Source organism: Rhizobium sp. 62_C5_N11_2 (genome assembly GCF_051811185.1).
In the GTDB taxonomy this organism is placed as follows: domain Bacteria; phylum Pseudomonadota; class Alphaproteobacteria; order Rhizobiales; family Rhizobiaceae; genus Rhizobium; species Rhizobium leguminosarum.
Genome location: NZ_JBPWPW010000001.1, coordinates 145,548 through 169,174 on the forward strand (window position 1 = coordinate 145,548; position 23,627 = coordinate 169,174).

Consider the following 23,627-nt stretch of genomic DNA (forward strand, 5'->3'; position numbering starts at 1 on the left):
TCCATCACTCAATTGATGAACATCTGCCGAGTATCCGGCGGGCCTCACTTATGGACACTTCCGTTTTCTTCTGTGTGCTTTTTGATTGAGAAATGTTGCGCGAAATCGCGGGCGCCGGTCTGAGTCGGAACCGCGTTGTTTCCGGGCGCATCCATCAGAACGTCTTGTGGAAAGACCAAGGGCCAACGGCTCCCGGCGGGATTTGCCGGAAGCGTTCAAGACGATCGCTATGCGACTTCGTACCTTGGGATTGCCCTAGGCACCGATGCGGATCACCGCCTTGATCAGCCCATTCTTCTCATGCGCCCATCGCGCGAGATCGCGCGGCGCATCGGCAAGCGTCGTGCGGTGGGTGATGAGTTTGTCCACCGGCACCAGCCCTTTGGCGATGGAATCCGCCACATGCTCGAAATCGACGCGGGTGGCGTTGCGGCTGCCGATCACCATCATCTCGCGCTTGTGGAATTCGGGGTCAGAGAAGCGGATATCGTCCTTGACGACGCTGACCAGCACCAGCGCGCCGCCATGGGCGACGAAGGAGAAGGCCTTCTCCATCGAAGGGCCGTACCCCGTCGCGTCGAAGACCACGTCGAAACCGTCTCCGTTGGTCTTTTCCCGTACGGCCTCCGCTGTCGCCTCGTTGGCAACGATGCCGGAGGTGAAGCCGAAGCGCTCGGCTGCCATCTGCAGCCGCTCGGTGCTGGTATCGAGCAGCGTCACCTCATGGCCTGCGATGCGCGAGAAGATCGCCGCTCCGAGGCCGATCGGCCCGGCGCCGATGACGAGCGCCCGCGCTCCGGCACCGGTCATCGAACGGCGCACCGCATGCGCGCCGATCGCCAGAAACTCGGTCGTCGCCGCCGCCTCGAGGCTTACACCTTTGGCGGCATAGAGGTTCTCGGCGGGAACCGAAATCTCCTCGCAGAAGGCGCCATCGGTATGGACACCGAGCACCTTGATATTGGTGCAGCAATTCGGCTTGCCCTGACGGCAGGCGATACATTGCCCGCAGGAGAGATAGGGATTGACGATGACGGGCGTGCCGACGGCGATAGTGACGCCGTCGCCCGCTTCCAGTACCGTCGCCGAGATCTCGTGCCCCATTACCCGGGGATATTCGAGGAAGGGATGTTTGCCCTCGAAGATGTGGTAATCGGTGCCGCAGATGCCGACATGGCTGACGGCAAGCCGCACCCAGCCGGCGGCGGGAGCCGCTGGCGAAGGGCGCTCGACGATATCGAGCACGCCGGGCTCCCGGCAAAGAACTGCTTTCATGACGGGTCTCGCATTCCTGAAATGGAAGAAGCCGGCTTGTTCAGGCCGGCTGTCTCTTGTCGCTCAATTGCTCTTGCGGCGGCGCAGCTGGTCGAAGAACACGATCACGATGATCAAGAGACCGGTGATGATACGCTGCCAGAAGGAGTTGACGTTCAGAAGGTTCGCGCCGTTGTTGATGGTGGCGAGAATGAAGGCGCCGATCAGCGGGCCGTGCACAGAGCCGACCGCGCCGAAAAGGCTGGTGCCGCCGATAACGGAGGAGGCGATCGCCTGCAGTTCCCAGCCGTCGGCCTGTGTCGCATTGCCGATCGCGATGCGCGAGGCCAGCAGCACGCCGACGAAGGCGGCGAAGGAGGCCGAGAGAATATAGGCAAGGTAGATCATGCCCTTGACGTTGACGCCGGAAAGGCGCGCCGCCTCGGCATTCGAACCGACCGCGAAGAGATAGCGGCCCCAGCGGCTCAGATGCAGGAAGATGAAGGAGGGGACCGCCACCAGGATGACCATCCAGAACAGGCTCGGAATACTGAGCAGATCGGCGCGGGCGAAATTGCTGAAGCCCTCATTGGTGATGTTGATCGTCGAACCGTTGGTGATCAGCAGGCCGATGCCGCGCAGCGATGTCAGGGTTGCCAGCGTGATGATGAACGGCGGCAGGCCCATATGCACGATGCCGAAGCCATGGAAGGCGCCGATCGCCACACCCATGAGCAGCGTCAGCGCGATCGCACCCCATACCGGTACGCCCGCCTGCAGCAGCCAGGCGATGATCACGGTGCAGAAGCCGACAATGGCGCCGACCGAAAGGTCGATGCCGGCGGTGATGATGACGAAGGTTTGGCCGAGTGCGAGGATCGCCGTCATCGCGCCCTGACGCAGCAGGTTCGAGATGTTGAGCGGCGTCCAGAAGCTCGGGGTGACAACGGCGAGCACGATCCAGAGGAAGATCAGCAGGCCGATCAGCGTCAGGCCGAACAGGATGTTCATTTTCCGGCGCGGCGGCGGTGCGACGATTTCTGTGGGGGTGGCAGTCATGAATTTTCTCCCTCTTATTCTTTTGGCTCAGACGCCGATCGCTTCGCTGAGCACTTGTTCATGCGTCGCCGCGTGGAAATCATGGCTCGCGACGATTTTGCCGGCGCGGAAGACGTGCAGCCGGTCGGCCAGTTCGTAGACCTCGGGCAGGTAGGAGGAGATCAGGATGATGCCCGCGCCGTCCTTCAGAAGCTTGGCGAACAGCCGGTAGATTTCCGCCTTGGTACCGACGTCGACGCCGACGGTCGGCTCGTCAAAGATGAAGAGCCGGGCGCCGTGGCTCAGCCACTTGCCGATGACGATCTTCTGCTGGTTGCCGCCCGACATGCTGGAGGCCGGAACGCGCCGGCTCGGCGTCTTGATGCTGAGATCGCGGATCTGCTTGTCGGCATTGGCCGATTCGCGTGCGTGATTGATGACAGGACCGTGGCTGAGGCGCCCGAACACCGGCAGGTTGATGTTGAGGCCGATCGGCAGGTTGAGGCAAAGCCCCTGGTCGCGCCGGCTTTCGGGCGCGAGCGCAATGCCGAGTTCCATGGCGGTGCGTTCGTTGCGGATATCGACACGTTTGCCCCTCCAGTGGATTTCGCCGGCGCTGATCGGCTGGCGTCCGTAGAGGCCGAGCGCGAATTCGCTGCGGCCGGCGCCGATCAGCCCGTAGAGGCCGACGATCTGTCCTGCCTTGACGCTGAGCGACACGTCTTCGAAGCCCGGGCCGGAGAGGCCCTTGACCTCGACGATCGTCTCGCCGATCGCAATCTCTTCCTTGTGGTAGATCTGCTCGATCGAGCGGTTGATCATCAAAGCGATCAGTTCGGCATCGTTGGTCTCGCCGATCAGCCGCGTGCCGACATGCGTGCCGTCGCGCAGCACCGAGACACGGTCGGCCAGCTCGAACACTTCCTCCATACGGTGGCTGATATAGACGATCGTGACGCCTTCGCCCTGCAGGCGGCGGATCAGCTTGAAGAGCTGCGCCGATTCCTGGCGCGTCAGATAGGCCGTGGGTTCGTCGAAGATCAGGAACTGCGTGCCGCGCATCGCCGCGCGCGCCGTCGCCACCAGCTGCTGCTGGCCGATCGTCAGCGAGCTCAACAGCGCACCGGCCGGCAGGCCGAAGCCGAGATCGTCAAGCACGGCCTGCGCCATCTTCTCCATCTGCTTCTTGCGCATCAGGCCGTAGCGGTTGACCTCGTCGCCGAGGAAAAGATTGGCGGCAACCGTCAGGTGCCGGCAGAGCACGACTTCCTGGTGGACGGCGTTGATGCCGCGGGCGATCGCCTCGTTCGGCGTCGACAGCCCCACCGGCTGGCCGCACCACAGCACTTCGCCCGCCGTGCGGGTAATGACGCCGGTCAGCAATTTGATAAGGGTGGATTTGCCGGCGCCGTTTTCCCCGACGATGGCGTGGATTTCACCGGCAAGGAAGGTCAGCGTCGCTGGCTTCAGCGCCTGCACATGACCATAATTCTTCTGCAGGCCCTTGAGTTCGAGGATAGGCGATCCGGCGGGAATTCGATTGGCTTCTTTCAGCGTCGCGCTGTCATCATGGCGATGACTGACCTCTTCCAGTCCGATCATGGACCTCTCCTCCTTGTGTCGCCTCTGCTCTCCATCCCGCACAAAACATACCACGGATGGAAAAGGCCGCGCCGGTTTTTGAAGCCGGCGCGGCCTGTCTGTTTTTGTTACTTGATCTTCGGGTTCAGTAGCGCGTCGATCTTCGGATCGGCCATGTTCGCCTTGGTGACGAGATTGGCACCGGTATCGACATTTTCCGGAACCTTCTCGCCCTTGGAGACGGCAAGCGCGGTCTTCACGCCGTCATAGCCCATGCGATAGGGGTCCTGAACGACGAGGCCGGCGATCGCGCCATCCTTGAGGAAGCCCACCGTCTTGTCGTCGCTGTCGAAGCCGATGACCTTAATCTTGTCGCCGAGCTTGTTTTCGGCGATCGCCTGGCCGACGCCCTGCGCCAGGATGAGGTTCGAGGCGAAGACGCCGACGAGTTTCGGGTTGGCCGTGATCAGGTCAGTCATCATGTTGAGGCCGGTCGTCGCCTGGCCGTCGCCATACTTGTCGGCGATGACCTTCAGGCCGGGATGCTTGGTCTTGATCTGATCCAGGAAGCCTTCGCGGCGCTGCTCCAGCGAGCCGACGCCGGGAAGATTGGTGAGGATGACGATATCGCCTTCTTCCTTGCCGGTCATCTCCTTGATAGCGGCGGCCAGACCGTCAGCGGCGATGCGGCCGCCCTGAACGTTGTCGGTCGTCAGGAACGACTTGAACGCCTTGGAGTCGGCGCCTGAGTCGATGCCGATGATCGGAACCGACTTGGCGGCTTCATCGATCGGCTTGCCGAGCGCCTTGAATTCGGTCGGCGAAATGACGACGGCGGCCGGCTTGCCGGCAACGGCGTTCTCCAGAATGCTGATCTGGCCGTTGACGTCGGATTCGGCCTGTGCGCCGAGTTCCGGCACGTTGACGCCGAGATCCTTGCCGGCCTTGCGGGCGCCGGCCAGAACGATCTGCCAGTAGAAGGACGTCGTGTCCTTGACGATGATCGGGATCGTCACGTCGGCGGCAAACGACGTTGCCGGCATCGCCGTGGCGATGACTGCGGCACCTGCAAGCGCGGTAAAGGCGCGGCGGGACAGAACGGATTTCACGATACTCATAAGGGTTCTCCTCTCAGGGTGCGTTCTCCTCCAAATAAATCGGCCGCTGAACGCAGGCGGACGATTTTTATCGATAAAAAACATTTGCCGGGTGAAGCTAGCCGAGGCGCAATCAAATTGCAAGAGCGCCAAACCGGCTTTTTTTCTTTGGCAAACTCCCGCCAAGCAACTGATTTTATTCCAATACCACGATACCCTAAAATAGGGATCAGGCCATGTCGACCTCATCAGGATGGACTACGCCTTTTTTCAAAATCAGGTTGCCGTACAGCCGGAATTCCGTCGTCGCGACGATGTAGGTGGCCTTGCGAGCCATCGCGTAGAAAGCAAAACGCTCTACCGGCACGATGCGGAAATCGCCGGCGTGCTTGGAAACGATCTGCTGGAATTCGGTGCAGACCTCCGGCATCGCATCGGGATCGCCGACCACCTCCATCCGCCACGCCGCTTCCGGCACGAACGTGTCGAGCGGCATATGCGTCAGGATGGCCTCGGCCATCGCAGTGGCGCTGACGCCGTCGGCGCGGATGACCGGCGGACCCATCGAGCCCGAGGGAAAATTGGCGTCTGATATGACGATGTCGTCGCCATGCCCCATGGTCTTCAGCGCATGAAGCAGGTCGGGTCCAAGCAGCGGATGAATACCCTTGAGCATAGTCTCTCCTCAGACTCGGACGGCTTCGGCGCCGAGCGGCGGCGCGACCAGCGTATAGGGTTCGAATTCGGCATAGATCTCGTCGGCAAGCCGCGGCTCGACGATCTCCATATTGCGCGTCAGGCTGGACGGCTTGGCCGTGCCGATCAGCACCGAGGCGACGATCGCCTCGCGTAGCGGAAACTGCAGGGCGGGCGCTGCCAGCGGCACGCCGTGGTTTTTGGCGATCGCTTCCATGGCGCCGACCTTGGCAAGCACATCGTCATCAGCCGGCATATAGTCGAAATGCGAACCCGGCACCGGGCCGGTGGCGAGGATGCCGGAGTTGAATACGCCGCCGACGACGAGCGACGTGCCCTTCTGCCGGCAGAGCGGCAGCAGTTCGGCGACGGCCGAGCGGTCGAGCAGCGTGTAGCGGCCGGCAAGCAGGATGCAGTCGAGATCGGAATGGCGCATGACGTCGAGGCAGACAGGCACCTCGTTGACGCCGAGGCCGAAGGCGGAGATCGCGCCGGACGACTTGAGTTCCTCCAGCGCCTTCACGCCGGAATCAAGAAACTGCTTCTGGTGGACCGCGTTTTTCGCCGCGCCATGTGTGTAGACGCCGAGATCGTGCACGTAGAGAATATCGATGCGGTTGAGGCCGAGACGCGCATAGCTGAACTCGACCGAGCGCATGATGCCGTCATAGGAATAATCGTAATCGGCGTCGAAGGAGAGCGGGTCGACATAGCTATAATCAGGCACGGTGCCGGTCGGCACCGGCCGAAGCAGCCGGCCGACCTTGGTGGAAAGCACGTAACTGCCATCCGGCTGGTCGCGCAGGAAATCACCGACCCGCCGCTCGGCAAGGCCGAGCCCATACCAGGGCGCCACGTCGAAATAGCGGATGCCGCTGTCCCAGGCCGCCTGCAGCGTGTCGATCGCCTGCTCGCGCGGGCAGGCGCGGTAGAGACCGCCGAGAGCGGCGGCACCGAAACTGATTTCGGTCACCTCCAGCTTGGTCTTGCCGATCCGTCTCGTCTTCATCATGCCTCCTCGCGAAGAACTTGAGCTTGGTCTATGGAGCAATCCCAGGAAAAGTGTGAAGCGGTTTTCCGTCCGGGATTGCGTACTTCAAATCAATCCCAGGAAAAGTGTGAAGCGGTTTTCCCAGGGATTGCGTCAAAGCAAAGATTAGAGCGTCGCACCCAGATGCCAGGGCACGAATTCATTGTCGCCGTAGCCGAAGAGCTCGCTCTTGGTCTTCTTGCCTGATGCCGTATCGACGATCAGGTCGAAGATCTCGCGGCCCTTGCCGCTGATCGTCGCATCGCCGGTGGCGATCGTGCCGCAATCGATGTCCATGTCCTCTTCCATCGAGGCATAGAGCGCCGAATTGCTGGAAAGCTTCAGCGACGGCGCCGGCCGGCAACCGAAGCAGCTGCCGCGGCCTGTCGTAAAGGCGATCATGTTTGCCCCACCGGCCACCTGGCCGGTCGCCGAGACCGGGTCGTAGCCGGGCGTGTCCATGAAGACGAGGCCGGGGGCCGTGACCCGCTCGGCATAACCATAGACCGCCGTCAGCGGCGAACGCCCGCCCTTGGCGACCGCGCCGAGCGATTTTTCAAGAATGGTCGTCAGCCCGCCGCGCTTGTTGCCGGGCGACGGATTGTTGTCGAGCGAGGCGCCGTGCAGCGCGACGTAATCTTCCCACCAGGCGATCTTGTCGTCGAGCTTCTTTGCCACCTCGTCGCTGACGGCTCGGCTGCGCAAAAGGTGCTCCGCACCGTAGATTTCCGAAGTCTCCGACAGGATCGCCGTGCCGCCGGCGGCCGCCAGCAGGTCGGCTGCGACACCGAGCGCCGGATTGGCGGTGATGCCGGAAAAGCCGTCCGAGCCGCCGCATTGCAGGCCGATGATGATCTCACCGATCGACATCGGCACGCGCTTTTCCTTGCCGACATCGGCAGCGATCTCGCGCAGCATGCCCATGGCGCGCTCGACTGCGCGGCGCGAACCGCCGGCATCCTGGATGTTGAAATGCCGCTTCGAGGCGCCGGCGCCGCTCTGGCCGTACAGCGTCAGCTGGTTGACCTCGCAGCCGAGGCCGATCATCAGCACGCCGCCGAAATTCACATGTCTGGTGTAGCCGGCGAGCGTCCTATGCAGCACGTTCATGCCGTCGCCGGTCGAGCTCATGCCGCAGCCCTGGTCGTGGACGATCGGCACGAAACCGTCGATGCCCTCGTAATGCGGCAGGATCGTCCGGTTCGCCTCGTCGGCGATCGCCCGGCAGACCGTGGTGGAACAGTTCACGCTGGCGATGATGCCGATATAGTTGCGCGTCGCCGCCCGCCCGTCGGCGCGGCGATAGCCCATGAAGGTGCGCGCCTTGTCATCGGTGGTCGCCGTTTCCGGCGCCGAATTGGCGGTCGCCGCCAGCCGGTCGTTTTCGAAATGCAGGTTGTGGCTGTGCACATGGTCGCCGGCCTTGACCTCGGCCGTCGTGCGGCCGATCGCCTGTCCGTATTTGACCACGGGTGATCCGAGCGGAATATCCGCAATCGCCACCTTGTGGCCGGGGTCGATCTTCTCACGGGTCTGAATGCCGGCAACTGTCGAACCCGGCGCAATTGCCGCCGTTGCGACCGCGACATTGTCGCCGGCCGAAAGGATGATCCAAGGCAGTTTGTCCAAGTCTCTATCTCCCTGGGAAAGGCTCGCTACATCGGCGAAAGCGCATTGATTTTGTTTTTTATCTACAATAAACATTTTCAAGTCAACGGGAATATTGATCCTGTGGACGAGGGAGGCAATGAGCCGCAGGCGACCGGAATTAAGCTAAAGGTCGTTTGAACAAGCCCCGGTCCGCTCCGTCCTGCTTTGAAGCGGGCGACGGTCACGAGGGCGGAAAGCGGGGTCTGGTGGCAAGGCAGAATACGGTCTTCAAGGAAGCGTACAACAGGTATGCCGCAGCCCTGCGTACGGATACGGCGCTGCCCTCGGAACCGGAGATCGCCGCCCAGCTCGGCGTCAGCCGTTCGACGGCGCGCGCCATCCTGACGCGGCTGAGCGAAGAAGGCATCATCCGCTGGAACAAACGCCAGAAGATCGTGCTGCGCCAACCCACAGACCGTGACCTCTTTCCCTCCGAAGAAACCGATTCCCTGCACGATATTATCGAGCGCAGCTTCATGCAGCGCATCCTTGCCGATGATGCAGCACCCGGCATGCAGATCAACGAATTGGAGCTTGCCCGCGAGATCGGCACCGGCACGACCAGCGTACGCGAATTCCTGATCCGTTTCTCCCGCTTCGGCCTCATCGAGAAACGCCCGAACAGCCACTGGACGCTCAAAGGGTTCACCCGCGAATTCGCGCTTGAGCTTGCCGATGTGCGCGAGATGTTCGAGCTGCATTCCGCCGCCGAATTCGGCCGGCTTTCCAGGGATAATCAGAGCTGGGCCGATCTTGCCGCCATCCGCGAGGAACATCACGCCATGCTTGCTGACATCAACCAGCGCTTCAAGGATTTCTCCGTCCTCGACGAGCGCTTCCATTTGCTGATCCACCGCGCCTCGAAGAACCGCTTCATCGCCGATTTCTACGACGCGATCGCCATCGTCTTCCACTATCACTACCAGTGGAACAAGACCGCCGCCCGCCAGCGCAACGAGCGCGCCATCCACGAACATCTGGATTATATCGCAGCCCTCGAATCCCGCGACCAGGCGGCAATCGAAACTGCCTGCCGCGCGCATCTGCACTCCGCCCGCCAGACCCTCCTGCAATCCCTGCCGCAGATCGCCACCGAATCCGCTTGAGGTGGCGGGGGCAACGCCAGGAAAGCGTTGTCTTACGGAGCGGATGCCAGCCCTGGCACGTTTCGGCGCGACGGGGACATTTATAAATCCGTCACGATATGTCGGCAAAACTTCTGGGCTGGTCCGGATGCCGCGTCAAAGCTATTGAAATAACCTCCTCGATGCGCATGGTCGACGCATCCACCGTTTGCGATGCGCGATGATCATGAATGGAGAGCAAGTTTCACCGATGGAAAACACCTCTGCGCCCTCCAGCAACATCGAATGGACGCTGGCTGATTTCCTGAGCACCTATCGCTATTGGGCTCTGTTTTTTTCCTCGCTTCTTTTGGCAATCGGCGGACAAGGTTTCAGCACGGTCCTTCCCTTGATCTCGCAAATGACGGGCAGCAGCGCTCAGATGATCGGGATCTTCTACTTCGGCTCCACTCTTGGCTGGGTTGCCGGCGCCTTCCTGGCGTTTATCGTCGCGAGCCGCCATGGCCGGTCGGCTTTGATTTCGCCCATTCTCGTCTGTGCCATTGTCGCCATCAGTTTTCTGCCGGCGCCTGCATTGTGGGGATCGCCGGCGTTTCTGTTTCTGTTTGGTGTGGTGTTCGGCACGGTTCGGGCCGTTTTCCCTCTCGCGATTGCGATATTCCTGGTGGGCGGGCGACCGGGCAAAATCGACTTCGGCTGCGCCCTCACTCTCTTGTCGACGACGATCCTGATCTCAGCCTTTGCTCCGATCGGCGCGTCGTGGTTATACGGCCTCGATCTAGGCGCCGTGCCTGTCGTTTCGGCTTTCCTGGCCTGCCTGCTTCTTGCTGTCATATTGCTGGTGCCGGCCGGAAACCTGGCCTTCGATGAAGCTCCGCGTCCGCGACACAAGCCGCTTGCGCCGCGCCGGCGATCCCCTCTCCTGATCGCTGTCATCCTGTTCACGCCGCCGATCCTGATTGTTCTGATGGCGTTCGGCGTCCATCTGTTTCAAGCGAATGATGCCGACGTCACCTCTTCCCCCGTCACGCTGCTTTTAGCACTTCTGGTCTTCGGCATTGCTGTGGCCGCCTTTACCTATCTGGCCTATTGGGTTTATCGCATCCATGGGGAACTGGCGGGCGCCGCACGGTCGCAGCGCCTGCTGACGCCGCTTGCCGGCATGCTGATCGCCATCCTCGTGCCGCTCGGATTGCCGGTTCTTGTCATGACCCTTGGTGATCTCCTCAATGATCGCGCACGCGACAGAGGCCATGGAAGTTTGATTTCGATTGCCTGGCTCGGGATCTGGAGCTTCATCTTGCCGCCGGTCGCGATCGGAATGATCCAGAACGCGGCAAACGAAAGCTATGGCATGGGCTCAGACGCGGCGTAATAGCGACAGCACGGTCGCGGTCTTCCGGTGATTGCCTGATTTTCTCGACAAGCCCTCTGATGCGATGTTCGCCACCGGCATCATGAAACATTTCGATGTGTAAGCCGTTATCGCGCTTATGGCCGACGCTAAACTCAAACCGAAATCGGTCGACGGCACCGAACCGCACGGTGCCGGGAACTCGCCCCAGGAGACGGCATCGACTGTCGAGGTCATGCCGCCGCCAGATGCCATCGAACCCGATCCGGAGCTGACGCCTGAAGAGGCCGAGCAGGCGCGCAAGCGGTATTTGCTGAAGCGTTTCTGGATCAGCGCGCGCCGCTACTGGGGTCGTGGCGGTGATAAGCTCGCCTGGCCGTGCACCATCGGGTTATTGACCCTGATCGGCATGAATGTCGGCTTCCAGTACGGAATCAATCTCTGGAACCGCGCGATTTTTGACGCCCTGGAGCAACATAATGCCCGCACCGTGTATTTCCTGAGCGTCGTATTCCTGCCACTGGCGCTCGGAACTGCAGCCCTTGTCACCACACAAGTCGCCCTTCGCATGATGATCCAGCGCCGCTGGCGATCCTGGCTGACGACCGCAGTCATCGCGCGCTGGCTCGCAAGCGGTCGTTACTATCAGTTGAACCTCATCGGCGGCGACCACAAGAACCCCGAAGCGCGCATCGCGGAGGATTTACGGATTGCCACCGAAGCGCCTGTCGATTTCATCTCTGGCGTCATTGCCGCCTTTCTGTCGGCCTCGACCTTCATCCTGGTGCTCTGGACGATTGGCGGGGCTCTGACTCTGACGATCGCCGGTTGGACCGTCACCATTCCCGGCTTTCTCGTCGTCACTGCGGTCCTCTACGCCGCGATCACCTCCAGTTCGATGACGGTCATCGGCCGCCATTTCGTCCGCGTCTCCGAGGCGAAAAACCAAGCGGAAGCCGAATTTCGCTACACGCTGACGCATGTGCGGGAAAACGGCGAGAGCATCGCCTTGCTCGGCGGCGAGGAGGAGGAGCGGAACGACCTCGGCAAGACCTTTGCCAACGTGCTCAGGCAATGGGCGCTCCTTGCACGCCAGCACATGCGCACAGCCCTTGTGTCGCAGGGGTCGAGCCTGTTTGCGCCGGTCGTCCCGGTTCTGCTGTGCGCTCCAAAATTTCTCGAAGGCAGCATGACGCTTGGGCAGGTCATGCAGGCTGCCTCTGCCTTCGCCATCGTTCAGAGCGCGTTCGGATGGCTGGTCGACAACTATCCCCGTCTCGCAGATTGGAACGCCTGTGCCCGGCGTATCGCTTCGCTGATGATGTCGCTCGACGGGCTCGAGCGCGCCGAACAGAGCAACGCGCTCGGACGCATCAAGCGGGGTGAAACGGAAGGCGATGCGATGCTCAGCCTGAACGATCTCTCCGTGTCGCTTGACGATGGCACCGCGGTGGTCAAGGAAACCCAGGTCGTGATCGAACCAGGCGAGCGGGTGCTCGTCGCCGGCGAATCCGGTTCGGGCAAGAGCACGCTGGTGCGCGCCATCGCAGGTCTTTGGCCGTGGGGTGAGGGCAGCGTCAATTTCCACGCCGACAGACGATTGTTCATGCTGCCGCAACGGCCCTATATCCCGTCCGGGACGCTTCGCCGTGCCGTCGCCTATCCCGGTGCCGCCGATAGCTGGACGCCGGATGAGATCAAGGCGGCGCTCGACAAGGTGGGGCTCGATTATCTGAACGACAAGATCGAGGAAGACGCGCCCTGGGACCAGACATTGTCCGGCGGTGAAAAGCAGCGGCTCGCTTTTGCGCGTCTGCTGCTCCACCATCCCGATATCATCGTACTGGATGAAGCAACCTCAGCACTCGATGAGAAGAGCCAGGATAAGATGATGCAAATGGTGATCGATGAATTGCCTGAAGTCACTATCGTCAGCGTCGCGCATCGGGCTGAGCTCGAAGCCTTCCATAGCCGCAAGATCACGCTGGAGCGGCGCGAGGGCGGCGCAAAACTTGTCAGCGATATCGATCTTGTCCCACGCAAGAGAAAACGGAACTTGCTGTCACGCGTTTTGAAGAACCCCTCCCTGCCGAAAAACAGCACGACCTCGAATAAAGACAGCGCAGTCCCAGAATAGAAATTGTCCGTTTGGCCATAGAACCATCAATCGCCTGACGAAGCCTCTGCGTTCGCAATCTGATCCAGATTTTCGATCAGCCGCTTGAGCAGATCGACCAGTTGTCCCGCTTCCGCACCCGTGAACCCGGTCAATGCCTCACGATTCCCTTGGAATAGGGTCGTAATTGCCTCCGGCATGCGTTCCTGTGCGGTTCTTGTCAGCACGATGCGGCTGCTGCGACCATCAGCCGGGTCGCGTGTCCGCTCAATCAAGCCATCCCTCTCCATGCGTGCGAGCATTTGCGCCATCGGCGGTTGCTCGACCCTGGCAAAGCGGGCGAGGTCGCGCTGTGTGCTTGCCTTGCCATTTTGCAGCGCGACGAGGACAGGCAACTGGCCGACACCGAAGCCGAGCGGTTTAAGCCGTGACTCGCTGAGGCGGGCAAACCCCCGCGCCGCAAGACTGATGAGATGGCCAGGCGTAGAAAGCACGTCTTCATTCATTCGCTCACCTCTTGCCTGCGCTTGATCGCGAGATATATATGTACGTATGTATCGTGGCGCGCGGCAGGAGGCAATGCCGTTTCGATGCCGCCCAGCGAAAGTTTCAATCTCCACTGAGGAAACGAAATGTCCGACAATGACATCGAAATGATCAAGCGCATCTATGCCAGCTTCAACGCCAGAGACATCGACGCTGTCCTTGCCATCCTTTCCGATGATGTCGCCTGGGCCAATGGCATGGACGGCGGCCACATCTATGGTCGTGACGCTGTGCGCGACTATTGGAGACGTCAGTGGGCTATGATCAGTCCACACGTCGAGCCGGTCGCATTTGAGGAAACGCAAGATGGCGCCGTCGCTGTCGAGGTGATCCAGTCGGTCTTTGACCTCGATGGCCGGCCGCTGGCTGGGCAGGCCCATGGCCTGAAGGACAAGACGGTGACGCATATTTTCCGCGTGGAAGGCGATAAGATCGTTCGCTTCGATATCCAGGATGCCCTGTAAGCCCAGCATGCTCTGTAAGCTGGTACTCCCTATGCGGGGGGATGACCGCTCCTGTTGCGAAGCGCCATTGTCAGACCCGCCTTTCGCCCGTCGGGCCGCTTGGCTTGTGCGTTCAGTTAGCGCTTAGCCGGCGGTATCGGTTCAGAGCCTGCGAGCTTCCAGACGCCGCTTGTCGCGCTCGACATAGTCGGAGCCCAGCTCTGTCAGACGAAATTGCCGTTTCTGGAATTCCCCGCGGATCAAGATGAAACCTTGCTCTTCGGCTTCGCTCAATGTCTTCAGGCTGGTGCCTTTAGGGGGAGACTGCCAAGCCATGCCATCGGCGCTGTGCAGTAAGACCATGATCTTTATAATTTTGTTTCTCCATGGCTGATGCATGCAGCCGGGCTGCATCGCATCAGCAATCCGCTGGTTCCGTATTCTTGATTTGGCACCATCCAGGATAAGCCCATTGATTTAAAAGGATTATTTTTGGCTAGTCCGGAGTTTCGCAAAAGCTATTGTATAAAAGCTCCAATAGTCTTGGTCAATTCAATCACTCCGTCCCAACGGGTTTGGTCGCGCCTGGCGATTGGCCCGATGGCGCTTATTTCCATTGAATCCCGACATCAGCGGCGCATAGTGCCGACGTTCCCGGCTTTGCCGGTTGAACGGATGGGGGAGCCGGTGCATGTCAGCAAATCTCGACGATATCCGTAACCAGCAACGTGAGACGTGGGACAAATTTTCCGCCGGCTGGAAGAAATGGGACAGCTTGGTTCTCGGTTGGCTCGCCCCGTTTGGCGACGCCATGCTTCGGCGCGCCAATCTCTCCAACGGCTTGAGCGTGCTTGACATAGCCGCCGGCACTGGCGAACCCGGCCTGACGGCGGCGGCGGCAATCCCCGACGGTCAGGTTGTCGTCACCGATCTCTCGGAAAATATGCTGACTGCTGCCGCCGAAAATGCGGCCAGACGTGGCCTCAAAAACTTCGAAACTCGCCTATGCGATGCGGGAGCGTTGCCTTTTGCCGATGCCAGTTTCGACGCCGTCCTATGCCGGTTCGGGTTTATGTTCTTCCCGGATATCGCTGCCGCCGCCAGGGAGATGGCGCGCGTCGCAAAGCCCGGGGCGCGGGTCTGTGCCGCAGTCTGGAGCGCGCCTGCCAAAAATCCATGGGCGACCACGATCATGGGCACGATCGCCCGCCACGTGGACATGCCCCCGCCGCCACCCGGTTCTCCGGGCCTGTTCCGCTGCGCGGGGGAAGGCATGATGGTCGAGACCTTCAGAGAGGCGGGCCTTCTCGACATCGCCGTGGAAGAAGTGTCGGCGATGATGGTGCACGATGCCCCGGCGAGCTACTGGGACTTCATGACCGAGATCGCCGCGCCTGTTGTCGCCGGACTATCCAGGGCCGACGCGGCAACACGGGAGAAGATCCGTCGCGAGGTCCTGGAGCTCGCGCTACAATCCGTCAGCGACGGCAAGGTTCACCTTCTCTCAACAGCAACTGTGATCACAGGCACGCGATAGCCTCAAAATCTCGTCGACAACGACGGCGAGCGGGAGCGTGGCGTCGATGACGACACCACACTTCGGAATATCCTCTTTCGTTGCATGCAATCGCACAATCAGCTCCCGTTCGGCAGGCAGGTCACAACATGATCCCGTATTGCCGCAGCACTTTCCAAAGGCGACGTGAACGTCACATCTAGGGTCAGCGCGTGCTGGTGCGGGATATCAAGAACCACGGCCTGTTGGCTTCGGTTTCTTGAAGTCTCGACGTCGGTCGTTTTCAAATAGTCGCGCCGTGCGGGGGACGAAACGCGACGCGCCAATTCTTCTTCGGCACAAAGCAATCTCACCGGAACGAAGACGGCGGCGCGCTGTCTGGCGGCGTCAACGAACTGTTGGTACGTCCGCGTGCTCCGCTCATCGCCTTCGACACCGGCATGGGTGAAGATGAAATTCGCCGACGGGCCGCTATAGGTGGCGATTGCATCCAGGACGGCCTGCCGGACCCTGCCGGTGTACTCCCAGACACCCTTAGGCAACGAAGCGGTCGGATCCTCGTCGAGGAGACGCAAGATCGGGTTGTTGAACCAGTGATTATCAATGATCTTTGCTGATAGAAGCGAGCCGAGTTCTTTGGCGATTGTCAGCTTCCCGACGCCCGGAAACCCCAAGAGCAAAACGAAAACACCCATCGTCCGACAACTCTCCCAATACAATCCACCGGCAACAACGCAGTGCAGAACATTGTCTGGAATCTACCAGAATTTCCACCATGGACGCTTTGGATCGGGAGGCATCGAAGGCTCGGGCGCGAGTATGGCTTTCATCACGATCATCTCGCCATCATGGTCATAATATTCTCCCTCTTCCCCCTGGACTTTGGCTTCGAGAGATTGGGCGATAAGCCACATTTTCCGACGGATTTCTTGATCAGGATTTTTGACAACGATGTTGTCTCCGCTCCACCAAAGCCATGCGGCGTTTTCTCGATTTTCGCCGCGGGAGTATCCTTTCCACACGCATATGCCCGCCTGTTCCACCCGTAAAACACCCCCGTCGGCGGCGGGAGTTTCGGCAAAACCGTCATGCTGAATTTCGGGATCACTGGCAACGTACTCGAGCCATTCGTCGAGAGCGATCGATGGAGAGGCATCGAACCAATTTGCCTTACGGGTAATGTGAAGATCGTAACCCATCAGAGCCTATTACCTAAGTCGCGCCGAACGGCTGAGCCGCCTAATGCGAAGCCGCCTCGCTTGCGACGGCCGGCCCCTCACGCTTCTGACCACGCCCTACCGGGATCAGCCAGGTGGTGAAGAAGGTCAGCACCGCGACGACGACCACGCCCCAGAAGCTCCAGTGCAACGCCGCATTGAAGACGCCGCGGATTGCCGGATCGGCGGCGAGCGTCGAGAGCCCGGTCGGCTGGTTCAGCGCCTCATGCAGCCCGGCCGCCGCTTCGCCGCTCGCATAGTGGTTGATACCGGCATTGAGGATGGCGCCGAGCACGGTGGCGCCGAGCGTATTGCCGAGGCTGCGGGCAAAGATGATCGAGGCGGTGGCGCTGCCGCGCATCGACCATTCGACGCTGTCCTGCACCAGCACGATGCTGGTGAGGCTGATGAGACCCATGCCGAAGCCCATGAAGAAGGAGCCGGCGCCGGCAACGACCGGCGAACTGTCAGGGGTCAGGAACAACAGGAAACAGGCGCCGAAGGGAAACATCAGGCTGCCGACGCGCAGCGTGCGGCGGATGCCGAAGGCCTTGTAGAAGCGGCTGGAGAGCATCACCGCCAAAGGCCAGCCGACGACGAGCATAGTGAGCGTGAAGCCGGCAACAACAGGCGAACGGCCGAGAACGCCCTGCACATAGATCGGCAGGATTGTCGAAAGCCCGATCAGCGCCATGCCGGCAAGCAGCGTCGCCGCATTGCTGGTTGCGATCAGCCTTCGGCTCCAGAGCGGAATCGAAATGATCGGCTCCGGCGCCCGCTTCTCCTGGGCGAGGAAGAGGATGCCCGCGACCACGAAGACGGCAAAAAGCGAAAGCAGGATCCAGGCGCTGGCATCGGTTTCCGTCAACATGACGAGCAGTGCCACGATCGAGATCGAAAACAGCACCGAGCCGAGGTAATCAATCTTTGCCTGCTTGGGCGCCACGTCCTCCTTCAGGAAGATCATGAAGGCGATGATCGAGATGACGCCGATCGGCAGGTTGATCCAGAAGATCCAGGCCCAGGAAATGTTGTCGACGATGATGCCGCCGGCAAGCGGCCCGACAACGGCCGAGGTCGCCCAGACGGTCGCCATCGCGCCCTGCACGCGGCCGCGTTCCTCGAGCTTGAAGAGATCACCGATAACAGTCATCGTCACCGGCTGGATGGCGCCGGCACCCAGCCCCTGCAGAAGCCGGAACAGCACCAGCGACATCATCGACCAGGCAAGCCCGCAGAGCAAAGAGCCGACGAGGAAGATCAGGATGCCGCCGATCAGCACCGGCTTGCGCCCAAAGATGTCGGAAAGCTTGCCGTAGATAACAGTGGTCGTCGACTGCGCCAGCAGGAAGGCCGAAAACACCCAGCTGTAATAGGAAAAGCCGCCGAGCTGCCCGACGATGCGCGGCATCGCGGTCGCCACGATCGTCGCCTCGATCGCCACCATGAAGGTCGCGAGCATGATGGTGGCGACGATAAGCACGCGGTTCGAGCGTTGCGCTGCATTCGACATGACGATCCTCTTCGGGTGCTCCGCAGATGCCGGAAATATCGGCAGGCTGGCTTTGGTGTGGGGCGATGCGCCGCTTGCGGAGTGATACCGCTCTTTTACGTCCTCAAGCCCGGCCGGTAAAGCAGGCCGCGCCCGGTTTCTCATGATGGCATTTGTTTTCGCGTCACGTGAGGGAAGGTGGGTCGAAAACGAAGGCCCGGCGCCATTCCGCCCGGGCCTTCGTTCTATCAGGAGGGAAGGCGAACAATCGCCTCACCCCTATTGTGGGCATACCTGACTGAGCGAGCCGCTGTCCGCGCTTCCCCCGGTGCAACCCGGCGTCTGCTGCAGGTTGGGATTGACGCCGCCGGGGTGATGGTGCTGCGGCCGCTGTTGAGATCGACGCCGCCATTGACGGTCGTGCTGCCGGTGGTGCCGGGATCGGTTCCGACAGAACCGGTTCCCGCCGAGCCTGTGCCGACAGACCCGGTGCCCGCTGCACCGCCGCCGACAGACCCGGTGCCCGCTGCACCGCCGCCGACAGACCCAGCGCCCGAACTCTCCGGCCCGCCAATGATCGGCGCCACCGAAAGCCGCCCATTGGCATCCGCGCCCCCGGCCGTCTGCGCCAGCGCCGGGCCGGCCTGGCCTCTTCAGCCCTGACGATCACTGCGGACGGGTACCATTATTCCCCTGGTTACCGCGAAAATCGCTCCAAACATTCCGCCAACGACGATCCCTGCAGAGCCGCCCGCCAACGCTGCAATGAGGCAGTAGACGATCCAGGAGCCAACACTGGATGCATCGGCCTGGAACAAGGTGGAAACGACGCCGATTGCTCCGCCAAGGATGCCCAAGACAATGGCAACCCCCGTCACAGCCTCCGATGGATCAATGGTAGGGATGCGTGACACTTGGGCGGTATCATGTTCAACCGGCGGAGACTGGCTATCCGTGTCTTCCATTCGACCCTCCTTCAAAGCATTTACAATCGATCCTTCAGCCGCTGAGAGGCTTGTCGTCCTTTTCGGACAATATCCTTTCTGCTGCGCCATCCAGATCTTCGTACTGACCGGTGCGCAGGGACCAAAGGAAGGCGCCAAGCCCCGCGATGCCCATGAACAGAGCTATGGGTATCAGAAACGACAATGCGCTCATTTATCCCACTCCCGCCAACTTTTTTATCCGCCGCATTTCCCGCTCTGGCGGCGTTCCGTCAATCTCAAGCCTCATCGCATTCGCGACGACCAATATCGACGACGTCGACATCGCTATCGCGGCGATGAGCGGATTGGCATAACCCAACAGCGCGAGAGGAATGCTGCACGCATTGTAGACGATAGCCAAAGCGAAATTTTGGCGGATCAGCACGGCCGCACGACCCGCCGTCGTCAGCGCGACCTTTATCCCGTCCATGTCTCCATTGAGCAGGATGAAATCGGCGGCGCTGCGACCGATGTCGCTTCCTGACGCCGGAACCATGGAAACATGCGCGGTCTTCAGCGCGACCGCGTCGTTTATTCCGTCACCAATCATCATCACCTTGCGTCCGAGACCACGCAACGCATCGATCGCCTCGGCCTTGTCCTTGGGGAGGGCGGCTGCTTTTACGGAGTCGATTCCGACTTCCCGTGCCACTGCAAGAGCCGCTTCGGGGACATCGCCCGTCAGCATTCCGACAGCGATGCCGCGGCTCTTCAAGAACTGCACCGCCATCGCCGACCCGGCTCGAACCTTCTCTCCAAAAACGAAAGAGGCGAGGATTTCTCCCTGTCGCGTCAGGACGATAGTAGAAGCTGCGGCAGTCCGGTCGTCTGCATCGCCGCTCGCCGCCCATGCCGCTCGCCCAAGTCGATAAACTTCCCCTCGGAAAGACGCCTCGAGACCGTTGCCTTGTATCTCCCTGACGTCATCGAGCGCGAGAGCCTCCCACTCACGCCGTGAGGCGTAATCCGCGATCGCTCTCGACATCGGATGGCTCGAAAACCGCGACAGTGACACAGCCAGTGAAAATTCCAGTGGTCCGGTCCAGTTCCCGGTCAACAGCGTCGGCTCGTATTGCGTCAGCGTACCGGTCTTGTCGAAAACGACGGTGTCGATTTCCGCCAAACGTTCCAATGCCGATCCGTCCCGCGCCACGATGCCCTGGGTGAACAATCTGCGTGCTGCAACGACCTGAACCATCGGAACCGCCAACCCCAGCGCACAAGGGCAGGCAATGATCAAGACCGAGATCGAAATCGTCAGGGAGAGGTGGATGTCCTTTGTCACCGCAAACCACGAAAGGAATGTCAGCACCGCCAGTCCGTGGATAACCGGTGCATAGAGACGCGCGGCCCTGTCGGCGAGTATCTGGTATTGAGACCGGCCGTCCTCGACGGCTTCCAGCATCCTATGCAGCTCGGCGAGTGTCGAATCTCCTGGTGCGGCGGTGGCTTCGACAGTCAGGGGATGGCCGACGTTCAAATCTCCCGCGCGAACCTGTCCGCCTGGCCCAACCGCCTCCCAACGGCTCTCTCCCGTCAGCAATGAACGGTCAAGTTCCGACTGGCCGGCGAGAATCGTCCCGTCAGCTGGAATTCTATCGCCGGCTGCAATCAGAGTGCGGGTGCCGGAAACGATGTCGCTCAGTGGAACATATTCGATCCGTCCATCTGCGCGGATCACATTAGCGCCTTTCGGCATCATGTCGGCCAGAGACGCCGCCGCCGATCGCGCCCGCCGTCGCATCAGATGGTCCAGCGTGCGTCCGACGAGCAAAATGAAGATCAATGAGGTACTGGCCTCGAAGTAAGCTTGCCGTCCTTCGGCTAACGTGTCGTATACGCTGAGACCGAACGAGAGCAGGACGCCGATGCTGACCGGCACATCCATGTTTGCCCGACCGTGCACGAGCGCCCGCCACGCCGACCGGTAGAATGTCGCCCCGGAGTAGATCACCGCCGGTAGTGCGAGCGCGGCCGACATCAGGTGGAGCGTCTGACGTGTTGCCGGGTCTGCGCCCGCCCAGACCGATACGGACAGCACCATGATGTTCATTGAGCAAAAGCCGGCCACTGCCAGCGCGCGCAACAGCCCTGATATCTCACCGTCCGATTGATCGCGGCCTTCCATCGGCAAGACGGCCGTGTAACCGATCGTTCCGATCAGGGCGGCAAAATCGGGCGGCGAACCATTTTCCGCGTGCCAATGGATGGTCACACGCTTCGCCGTCAGATTGGCGCGCGCCATGTGAACTTCGGGGTGCTTGCCAAGCGTCGATTCCAAAAGCGCCATGCATGCGCCACATCGCATGTCCGGGACGGACAGGGTGATCTGCCTGAGACCACTGCCCAAATCCTTGCTTGCCAACGCAACCTCGTCCACGCCCGGCCTTCTTGGTCCAGGCTCGGGGAGCGACGACGCAATTGACGCGCAGCAGGTCATTGTCCGTTCCTCGCTACCTCATTGCCTTGTAGGCATGCCATGTGGCGTGGCCGAGCAAAGGAAAAACGACGATTAGTCCGACAAGTCCCGTCAGCAGGCTGGCGAGGAAGAGGGCGAGCACGATCGCACCCCAGACCATTGACGGTCCCATGTTGTTCCAGACCATGACAACGCTGACGCCCATCGCTGTGAAGGCGTCTATGCGCTCATCCAGAAGCATCGGAATTGAGAACACCCCGATTGCAAAAGCGAATCCAGCGAACAATGCGCCGACACACAAGCCGACGATCAGCATGCCCCAGCCCGAGGGGGTGGTGACCAATAGCCTTGCTACGCCACCAAGGCCGGGGAACGGATTAACGCCGAAAAAGAGCGCGTAGATAATGACCGCTGCCCTCATCCAGAGCAGCATCACCATGCACAGCAGCATCCCCGTGAAGAACACCTGCCCTCCAGCTCTCGGCCGGACGAATAACATCTGACGAAGCGAGATGCGCTCGCCGTTCGCCAAACTCCTGCTCTTGACATAGAGCCCTGCGGCAAAGAGCGGGGCGACGATCAATATGCCCGCCAATGCAGGAAAGAGAAGATAGTCGCGCTCGAGCCGAAACAGCATCACGGTGGCCGCCAACGCAAGTAAGAACACCACGAACCCGTAGGCCAGACTTGGCCAGGGTTGCCGGATCAAGTCCTGCCAGCCTTGGCCAAGCCAACCGAGAGGAGCGCCGAGGGGCAGATGCCGCTGCCACTTGGGATTCATCGTCTCCTGTATCCCTGATACCTCGCTCCGATATCGGCCGGAAGTGTCGTCCTGCGGCATCTGATCCTCCTCGCGCATTCAGCAAGCTGAAGCGGCGGCCCTGAATTGGTTGGGTTGCTGGCCTTTTTCCTTGATATGCTCGATGCAGGCGGGCTGAGTGGTGATCGCCATGTAAACAAAATGGGCGTTAGCGCCGACAAAGATCGCGCCGGTCAGTCCGATCAGCAGCCACTTGAAAACGCGTGGTAGGGGGCTCTTCGCTTCGGGCGTCACGGCTGACCCCCACCCAGCTTGTTCACATAAAGCGCGAGTATCTTTATCTCAGCTGGACTTAGGCGTTCGTCCCAGGTAGGCATATGTCCCTGCCGTCCGCCATGGATCGACTGGACGATCCGTTCGATACCCCCGCCGTAAATCCAGCGGCCGTCGGTCAGGTTCGGCGCACCGACATCCTGTTTGCCTTTGGCATCTTCGCCGTGGCATGCCACACAGCTAGCCATGAACACTTGGCGGCCAGCAGCGATCTGGCTGGCGTCTACGGATTCGGTGGACGTATTGCTCAACGAATAGACATAGGCGGCGACGTCGCTCACCTGTTTTCGGTTGAGCATTTCGTCTGTTCCGAACGCAGGCATCTGCGACACGCGGCTTTGCGAGTGCGTCGTATTGACGCCCACCGTCATGGTCTGGACGATTTTTTCTGGTCCTCCACCCCAAAGCCAGTCGTCATCGGTAAGATCGGGGAAGTCTCGTCCGCCCTTGCCGTCCCTTCCATGACAGGCGGCGCAGTTGTCTCCGAACAACTGGTGGCCGCTGGAGGCCACCTTCTCCATCAGCTTTTCGTCTGCACGGATTTCATCAAAGGAACTGGTCTCGATCTTCTCGATCCAGGGCGCGCGCGAAGCATCGGCTTCTATGATCTTTCGCTCTACCGCCTGTTTTTGACTCGTGCCGATCAGGCCCCTCGTATATGTGCTTCCAAGCGGCCAGGTCGGATACAGTATCCACCAGAGAGCGGCGAACAGGTGGGTGATGATCAGGAAGAGCAGAACCCCGCGCGGTACAGGAGTATCGAGCTCCTTGATGCCGTTCCAGATGTGTCCCGTCGTCTTCCGGCCTGTTACGGGATCGACTTCCTCTATCGCCATGGGGTGTCGTCCTTATCGAATATGTCCGTTTCCGCCCGATCGAAACGCGCCTTGTTGGAAGGCCAGAAGGTGTAGATGATCACCCCGATCGAAAACAAAATGAGATAGAACAGGCCCCAAACCTTGGACAGTTCCAACATGGTTTCGTGGGTAAGATCCATTTCAAATCCCCTGAGGA

At 60.7% G+C, this 23,627-nt stretch carries 24 protein-coding genes and 1 pseudogene; 5 read left to right on the top strand and 20 right to left on the bottom strand.

The features are described from left to right. Positions 1 to 255 precede the first annotated feature (255 nt). From AB8B31_RS00780 to AB8B31_RS00810, 7 genes are all read right to left on the bottom strand, one after another. The gene (locus AB8B31_RS00780) at positions 256 to 1,275 is read right to left on the bottom strand and encodes a zinc-binding alcohol dehydrogenase family protein (protein WP_113542685.1); all 1,020 of its coding nucleotides are present in this window, start codon (positions 1,273 to 1,275) and stop codon (positions 256 to 258) included. Between the two features lie 63 nt (positions 1,276 to 1,338). Continuing rightward, on the bottom strand, positions 1,339 to 2,313 hold the full coding sequence (locus AB8B31_RS00785) for an ABC transporter permease (RefSeq protein WP_018244613.1): 975 nt from the start codon (positions 2,311 to 2,313) through the stop codon (positions 1,339 to 1,341). A 27-nt stretch (positions 2,314 to 2,340) separates the two neighbouring features. Further along, positions 2,341 to 3,894, bottom strand: a complete 1,554-nt coding sequence (locus AB8B31_RS00790; RefSeq protein WP_018244614.1) for a sugar ABC transporter ATP-binding protein — start codon at positions 3,892 to 3,894, stop codon at positions 2,341 to 2,343. A gap of 107 nt (positions 3,895 to 4,001) precedes the next feature. Then, on the bottom strand, positions 4,002 to 4,991 hold the full coding sequence (locus AB8B31_RS00795) for an ABC transporter substrate-binding protein (RefSeq protein WP_065275846.1): 990 nt from the start codon (positions 4,989 to 4,991) through the stop codon (positions 4,002 to 4,004). Positions 4,992 to 5,199: 208 nt separating this feature from the next. After that, entirely contained in the window at positions 5,200 to 5,646 is a 447-nt protein-coding gene (locus AB8B31_RS00800) for an RbsD/FucU family protein (RefSeq protein WP_018244616.1), read from the bottom strand. A gap of 9 nt (positions 5,647 to 5,655) precedes the next feature. Beyond that, a complete protein-coding gene (locus tag AB8B31_RS00805; protein WP_065275884.1) occupies positions 5,656 to 6,675 on the bottom strand; it encodes an aldo/keto reductase in 1,020 nt (339 codons plus the stop codon). A gap of 147 nt (positions 6,676 to 6,822) precedes the next feature. Beyond that, positions 6,823 to 8,325: a UxaA family hydrolase gene (locus tag AB8B31_RS00810; RefSeq protein ID WP_018447674.1), complete on the bottom strand. Its 1,503-nt coding sequence runs from the start codon at positions 8,323 to 8,325 to the stop codon at positions 6,823 to 6,825. A gap of 227 nt (positions 8,326 to 8,552) precedes the next feature. Between AB8B31_RS00810 and AB8B31_RS00815 the strand changes: the two genes are divergently transcribed. The 3 genes from AB8B31_RS00815 to AB8B31_RS00825 all read left to right on the top strand — a co-directional run bounded on the left by AB8B31_RS00815 (position 8,553) and on the right by AB8B31_RS00825 (position 12,922). Next, a complete protein-coding gene (locus AB8B31_RS00815; RefSeq protein ID WP_047617108.1) occupies positions 8,553 to 9,452 on the top strand; it encodes a GntR family transcriptional regulator in 900 nt (299 codons plus the stop codon). Positions 9,453 to 9,681: 229 nt separating this feature from the next. Further along, positions 9,682 to 10,806, top strand: coding sequence for an MFS transporter (locus tag AB8B31_RS00820; RefSeq protein WP_065275843.1), 1,125 nt, complete (start codon positions 9,682 to 9,684; stop codon positions 10,804 to 10,806). A gap of 118 nt (positions 10,807 to 10,924) precedes the next feature. Beyond that, the gene (locus AB8B31_RS00825; RefSeq protein WP_065275842.1) at positions 10,925 to 12,922 is read left to right on the top strand and encodes an ABC transporter ATP-binding protein/permease; all 1,998 of its coding nucleotides are present in this window, start codon (positions 10,925 to 10,927) and stop codon (positions 12,920 to 12,922) included. Between the two features lie 26 nt (positions 12,923 to 12,948). Here the strand turns inward: AB8B31_RS00825 and AB8B31_RS00830 are convergent, their stop codons facing one another. Beyond that, complete coding sequence (locus tag AB8B31_RS00830; RefSeq protein ID WP_065275841.1) at positions 12,949 to 13,407, bottom strand: MarR family winged helix-turn-helix transcriptional regulator; 459 nt, start codon at positions 13,405 to 13,407, stop codon at positions 12,949 to 12,951. Positions 13,408 to 13,533: 126 nt separating this feature from the next. Here AB8B31_RS00830 and AB8B31_RS00835 point away from each other — a divergent pair, with 126 nt between their 5' ends. After that, positions 13,534 to 13,911: a nuclear transport factor 2 family protein gene (locus AB8B31_RS00835; protein ID WP_113542684.1), complete on the top strand. Its 378-nt coding sequence runs from the start codon at positions 13,534 to 13,536 to the stop codon at positions 13,909 to 13,911. A gap of 141 nt (positions 13,912 to 14,052) precedes the next feature. Here the strand turns inward: AB8B31_RS00835 and AB8B31_RS00840 are convergent, their stop codons facing one another. Then, positions 14,053 to 14,304 (bottom strand): hypothetical protein, encoded by a 252-nt coding sequence (locus AB8B31_RS00840; protein ID WP_018244624.1) that lies wholly within the window; start codon positions 14,302 to 14,304, stop codon positions 14,053 to 14,055. 277 nt (positions 14,305 to 14,581) lie between these two features. Here AB8B31_RS00840 and AB8B31_RS00845 point away from each other — a divergent pair, with 277 nt between their 5' ends. Next, complete coding sequence (locus AB8B31_RS00845) at positions 14,582 to 15,427, top strand: class I SAM-dependent methyltransferase (RefSeq protein WP_065275838.1); 846 nt, start codon at positions 14,582 to 14,584, stop codon at positions 15,425 to 15,427. A gap of 98 nt (positions 15,428 to 15,525) precedes the next feature. On the opposite strand, the gene AB8B31_RS00850 is transcribed toward AB8B31_RS00845, so the two are convergent. From AB8B31_RS00850 to AB8B31_RS00900, 11 genes and pseudogenes are all read right to left on the bottom strand, one after another. Beyond that, positions 15,526 to 16,101 (bottom strand): AAA family ATPase, encoded by a 576-nt coding sequence (locus AB8B31_RS00850; protein ID WP_065275837.1) that lies wholly within the window; start codon positions 16,099 to 16,101, stop codon positions 15,526 to 15,528. 63 nt (positions 16,102 to 16,164) lie between these two features. Continuing rightward, positions 16,165 to 16,605, bottom strand: a complete 441-nt coding sequence (locus tag AB8B31_RS00855; protein WP_028731581.1) for a hypothetical protein — start codon at positions 16,603 to 16,605, stop codon at positions 16,165 to 16,167. Positions 16,606 to 16,645: 40 nt separating this feature from the next. Then, positions 16,646 to 18,136 carry an MFS transporter gene (locus AB8B31_RS00860; RefSeq protein WP_439007339.1) on the bottom strand — a complete coding sequence of 497 codons (1,491 nt, stop codon included), beginning with the start codon at positions 18,134 to 18,136 and terminating at the stop codon, positions 16,646 to 16,648. A 258-nt stretch (positions 18,137 to 18,394) separates the two neighbouring features. Continuing rightward, positions 18,395 to 18,747, bottom strand: a pseudogene (locus tag AB8B31_RS00865) (hypothetical protein). 21 nt (positions 18,748 to 18,768) lie between these two features. Next, positions 18,769 to 19,080, bottom strand: coding sequence for a hypothetical protein (locus AB8B31_RS00870; protein WP_065275835.1), 312 nt, complete (start codon positions 19,078 to 19,080; stop codon positions 18,769 to 18,771). Between the two features lie 34 nt (positions 19,081 to 19,114). Beyond that, entirely contained in the window at positions 19,115 to 19,273 is a 159-nt protein-coding gene (gene ccoS, locus AB8B31_RS00875; protein ID WP_018447663.1) for a cbb3-type cytochrome oxidase assembly protein CcoS, read from the bottom strand. Further along, positions 19,274 to 21,541 (bottom strand): heavy metal translocating P-type ATPase, encoded by a 2,268-nt coding sequence (locus AB8B31_RS00880; protein ID WP_065275834.1) that lies wholly within the window; start codon positions 21,539 to 21,541, stop codon positions 19,274 to 19,276. 13 nt (positions 21,542 to 21,554) lie between these two features. After that, positions 21,555 to 22,379 (bottom strand): DUF2189 domain-containing protein, encoded by an 825-nt coding sequence (locus AB8B31_RS00885; RefSeq protein WP_050565082.1) that lies wholly within the window; start codon positions 22,377 to 22,379, stop codon positions 21,555 to 21,557. After that, positions 22,380 to 22,574: a hypothetical protein gene (locus AB8B31_RS00890; protein WP_028731576.1), complete on the bottom strand. Its 195-nt coding sequence runs from the start codon at positions 22,572 to 22,574 to the stop codon at positions 22,380 to 22,382. After that, positions 22,571 to 23,449 carry a cytochrome-c oxidase, cbb3-type subunit III gene (gene ccoP / locus AB8B31_RS00895; protein WP_018244635.1) on the bottom strand — a complete coding sequence of 293 codons (879 nt, stop codon included), beginning with the start codon at positions 23,447 to 23,449 and terminating at the stop codon, positions 22,571 to 22,573. The genes AB8B31_RS00890 and ccoP overlap by 4 nt, the downstream gene beginning before the upstream one ends. Next, positions 23,440 to 23,610, bottom strand: coding sequence for a CcoQ/FixQ family Cbb3-type cytochrome c oxidase assembly chaperone (locus AB8B31_RS00900; RefSeq protein ID WP_003546168.1), 171 nt, complete (start codon positions 23,608 to 23,610; stop codon positions 23,440 to 23,442). The genes ccoP and AB8B31_RS00900 overlap by 10 nt, the downstream gene beginning before the upstream one ends. Positions 23,611 to 23,627: the final 17 nt, after the last annotated feature.

What these genes read in the sequence shown, in the direction of transcription:
- AB8B31_RS00780 (WP_113542685.1), bottom strand. Translation starts at nt 1,275, where the DNA reads ATGAAAGCAGTTCTTTGCCGGGAGCCCGGCGTGCTCGATATCGTCGAG.
- AB8B31_RS00785 (WP_018244613.1), bottom strand. Translation starts at nt 2,313, where the DNA reads ATGACTGCCACCCCCACAGAAATCGTCGCACCGCCGCCGCGCCGGAAA.
- AB8B31_RS00790 (WP_018244614.1), bottom strand. Translation starts at nt 3,894, where the DNA reads ATGATCGGACTGGAAGAGGTCAGTCATCGCCATGATGACAGCGCGACG.
- AB8B31_RS00795 (WP_065275846.1), bottom strand. Translation starts at nt 4,991, where the DNA reads ATGAGTATCGTGAAATCCGTTCTGTCCCGCCGCGCCTTTACCGCGCTT.
- AB8B31_RS00800 (WP_018244616.1), bottom strand. Translation starts at nt 5,646, where the DNA reads ATGCTCAAGGGTATTCATCCGCTGCTTGGACCCGACCTGCTTCATGCG.
- AB8B31_RS00805 (WP_065275884.1), bottom strand. Translation starts at nt 6,675, where the DNA reads ATGAAGACGAGACGGATCGGCAAGACCAAGCTGGAGGTGACCGAAATC.
- AB8B31_RS00820 (WP_065275843.1), top strand. Translation starts at nt 9,682, where the DNA reads ATGGAAAACACCTCTGCGCCCTCCAGCAACATCGAATGGACGCTGGCT.
- AB8B31_RS00825 (WP_065275842.1), top strand. Translation starts at nt 10,925, where the DNA reads ATGGCCGACGCTAAACTCAAACCGAAATCGGTCGACGGCACCGAACCG.
- AB8B31_RS00830 (WP_065275841.1), bottom strand. Translation starts at nt 13,407, where the DNA reads ATGAATGAAGACGTGCTTTCTACGCCTGGCCATCTCATCAGTCTTGCG.
- AB8B31_RS00835 (WP_113542684.1), top strand. Translation starts at nt 13,534, where the DNA reads ATGTCCGACAATGACATCGAAATGATCAAGCGCATCTATGCCAGCTTC.
- AB8B31_RS00840 (WP_018244624.1), bottom strand. Translation starts at nt 14,304, where the DNA reads ATGCAGCCCGGCTGCATGCATCAGCCATGGAGAAACAAAATTATAAAG.
- AB8B31_RS00845 (WP_065275838.1), top strand. Translation starts at nt 14,582, where the DNA reads ATGTCAGCAAATCTCGACGATATCCGTAACCAGCAACGTGAGACGTGG.
- AB8B31_RS00850 (WP_065275837.1), bottom strand. Translation starts at nt 16,101, where the DNA reads ATGGGTGTTTTCGTTTTGCTCTTGGGGTTTCCGGGCGTCGGGAAGCTG.
- AB8B31_RS00855 (WP_028731581.1), bottom strand. Translation starts at nt 16,605, where the DNA reads ATGGGTTACGATCTTCACATTACCCGTAAGGCAAATTGGTTCGATGCC.
- AB8B31_RS00860 (WP_439007339.1), bottom strand. Translation starts at nt 18,136, where the DNA reads ATGTCGAATGCAGCGCAACGCTCGAACCGCGTGCTTATCGTCGCCACC.
- AB8B31_RS00870 (WP_065275835.1), bottom strand. Translation starts at nt 19,080, where the DNA reads ATGGAAGACACGGATAGCCAGTCTCCGCCGGTTGAACATGATACCGCC.
- ccoS (WP_018447663.1), bottom strand. Translation starts at nt 19,273, where the DNA reads ATGAGCGCATTGTCGTTTCTGATACCCATAGCTCTGTTCATGGGCATC.
- AB8B31_RS00880 (WP_065275834.1), bottom strand. Translation starts at nt 21,541, where the DNA reads ATGACCTGCTGCGCGTCAATTGCGTCGTCGCTCCCCGAGCCTGGACCA.
- AB8B31_RS00885 (WP_050565082.1), bottom strand. Translation starts at nt 22,379, where the DNA reads ATGCGCGAGGAGGATCAGATGCCGCAGGACGACACTTCCGGCCGATAT.
- ccoP (WP_018244635.1), bottom strand. Translation starts at nt 23,449, where the DNA reads ATGGCGATAGAGGAAGTCGATCCCGTAACAGGCCGGAAGACGACGGGA.
- AB8B31_RS00900 (WP_003546168.1), bottom strand. Translation starts at nt 23,610, where the DNA reads ATGGATCTTACCCACGAAACCATGTTGGAACTGTCCAAGGTTTGGGGC.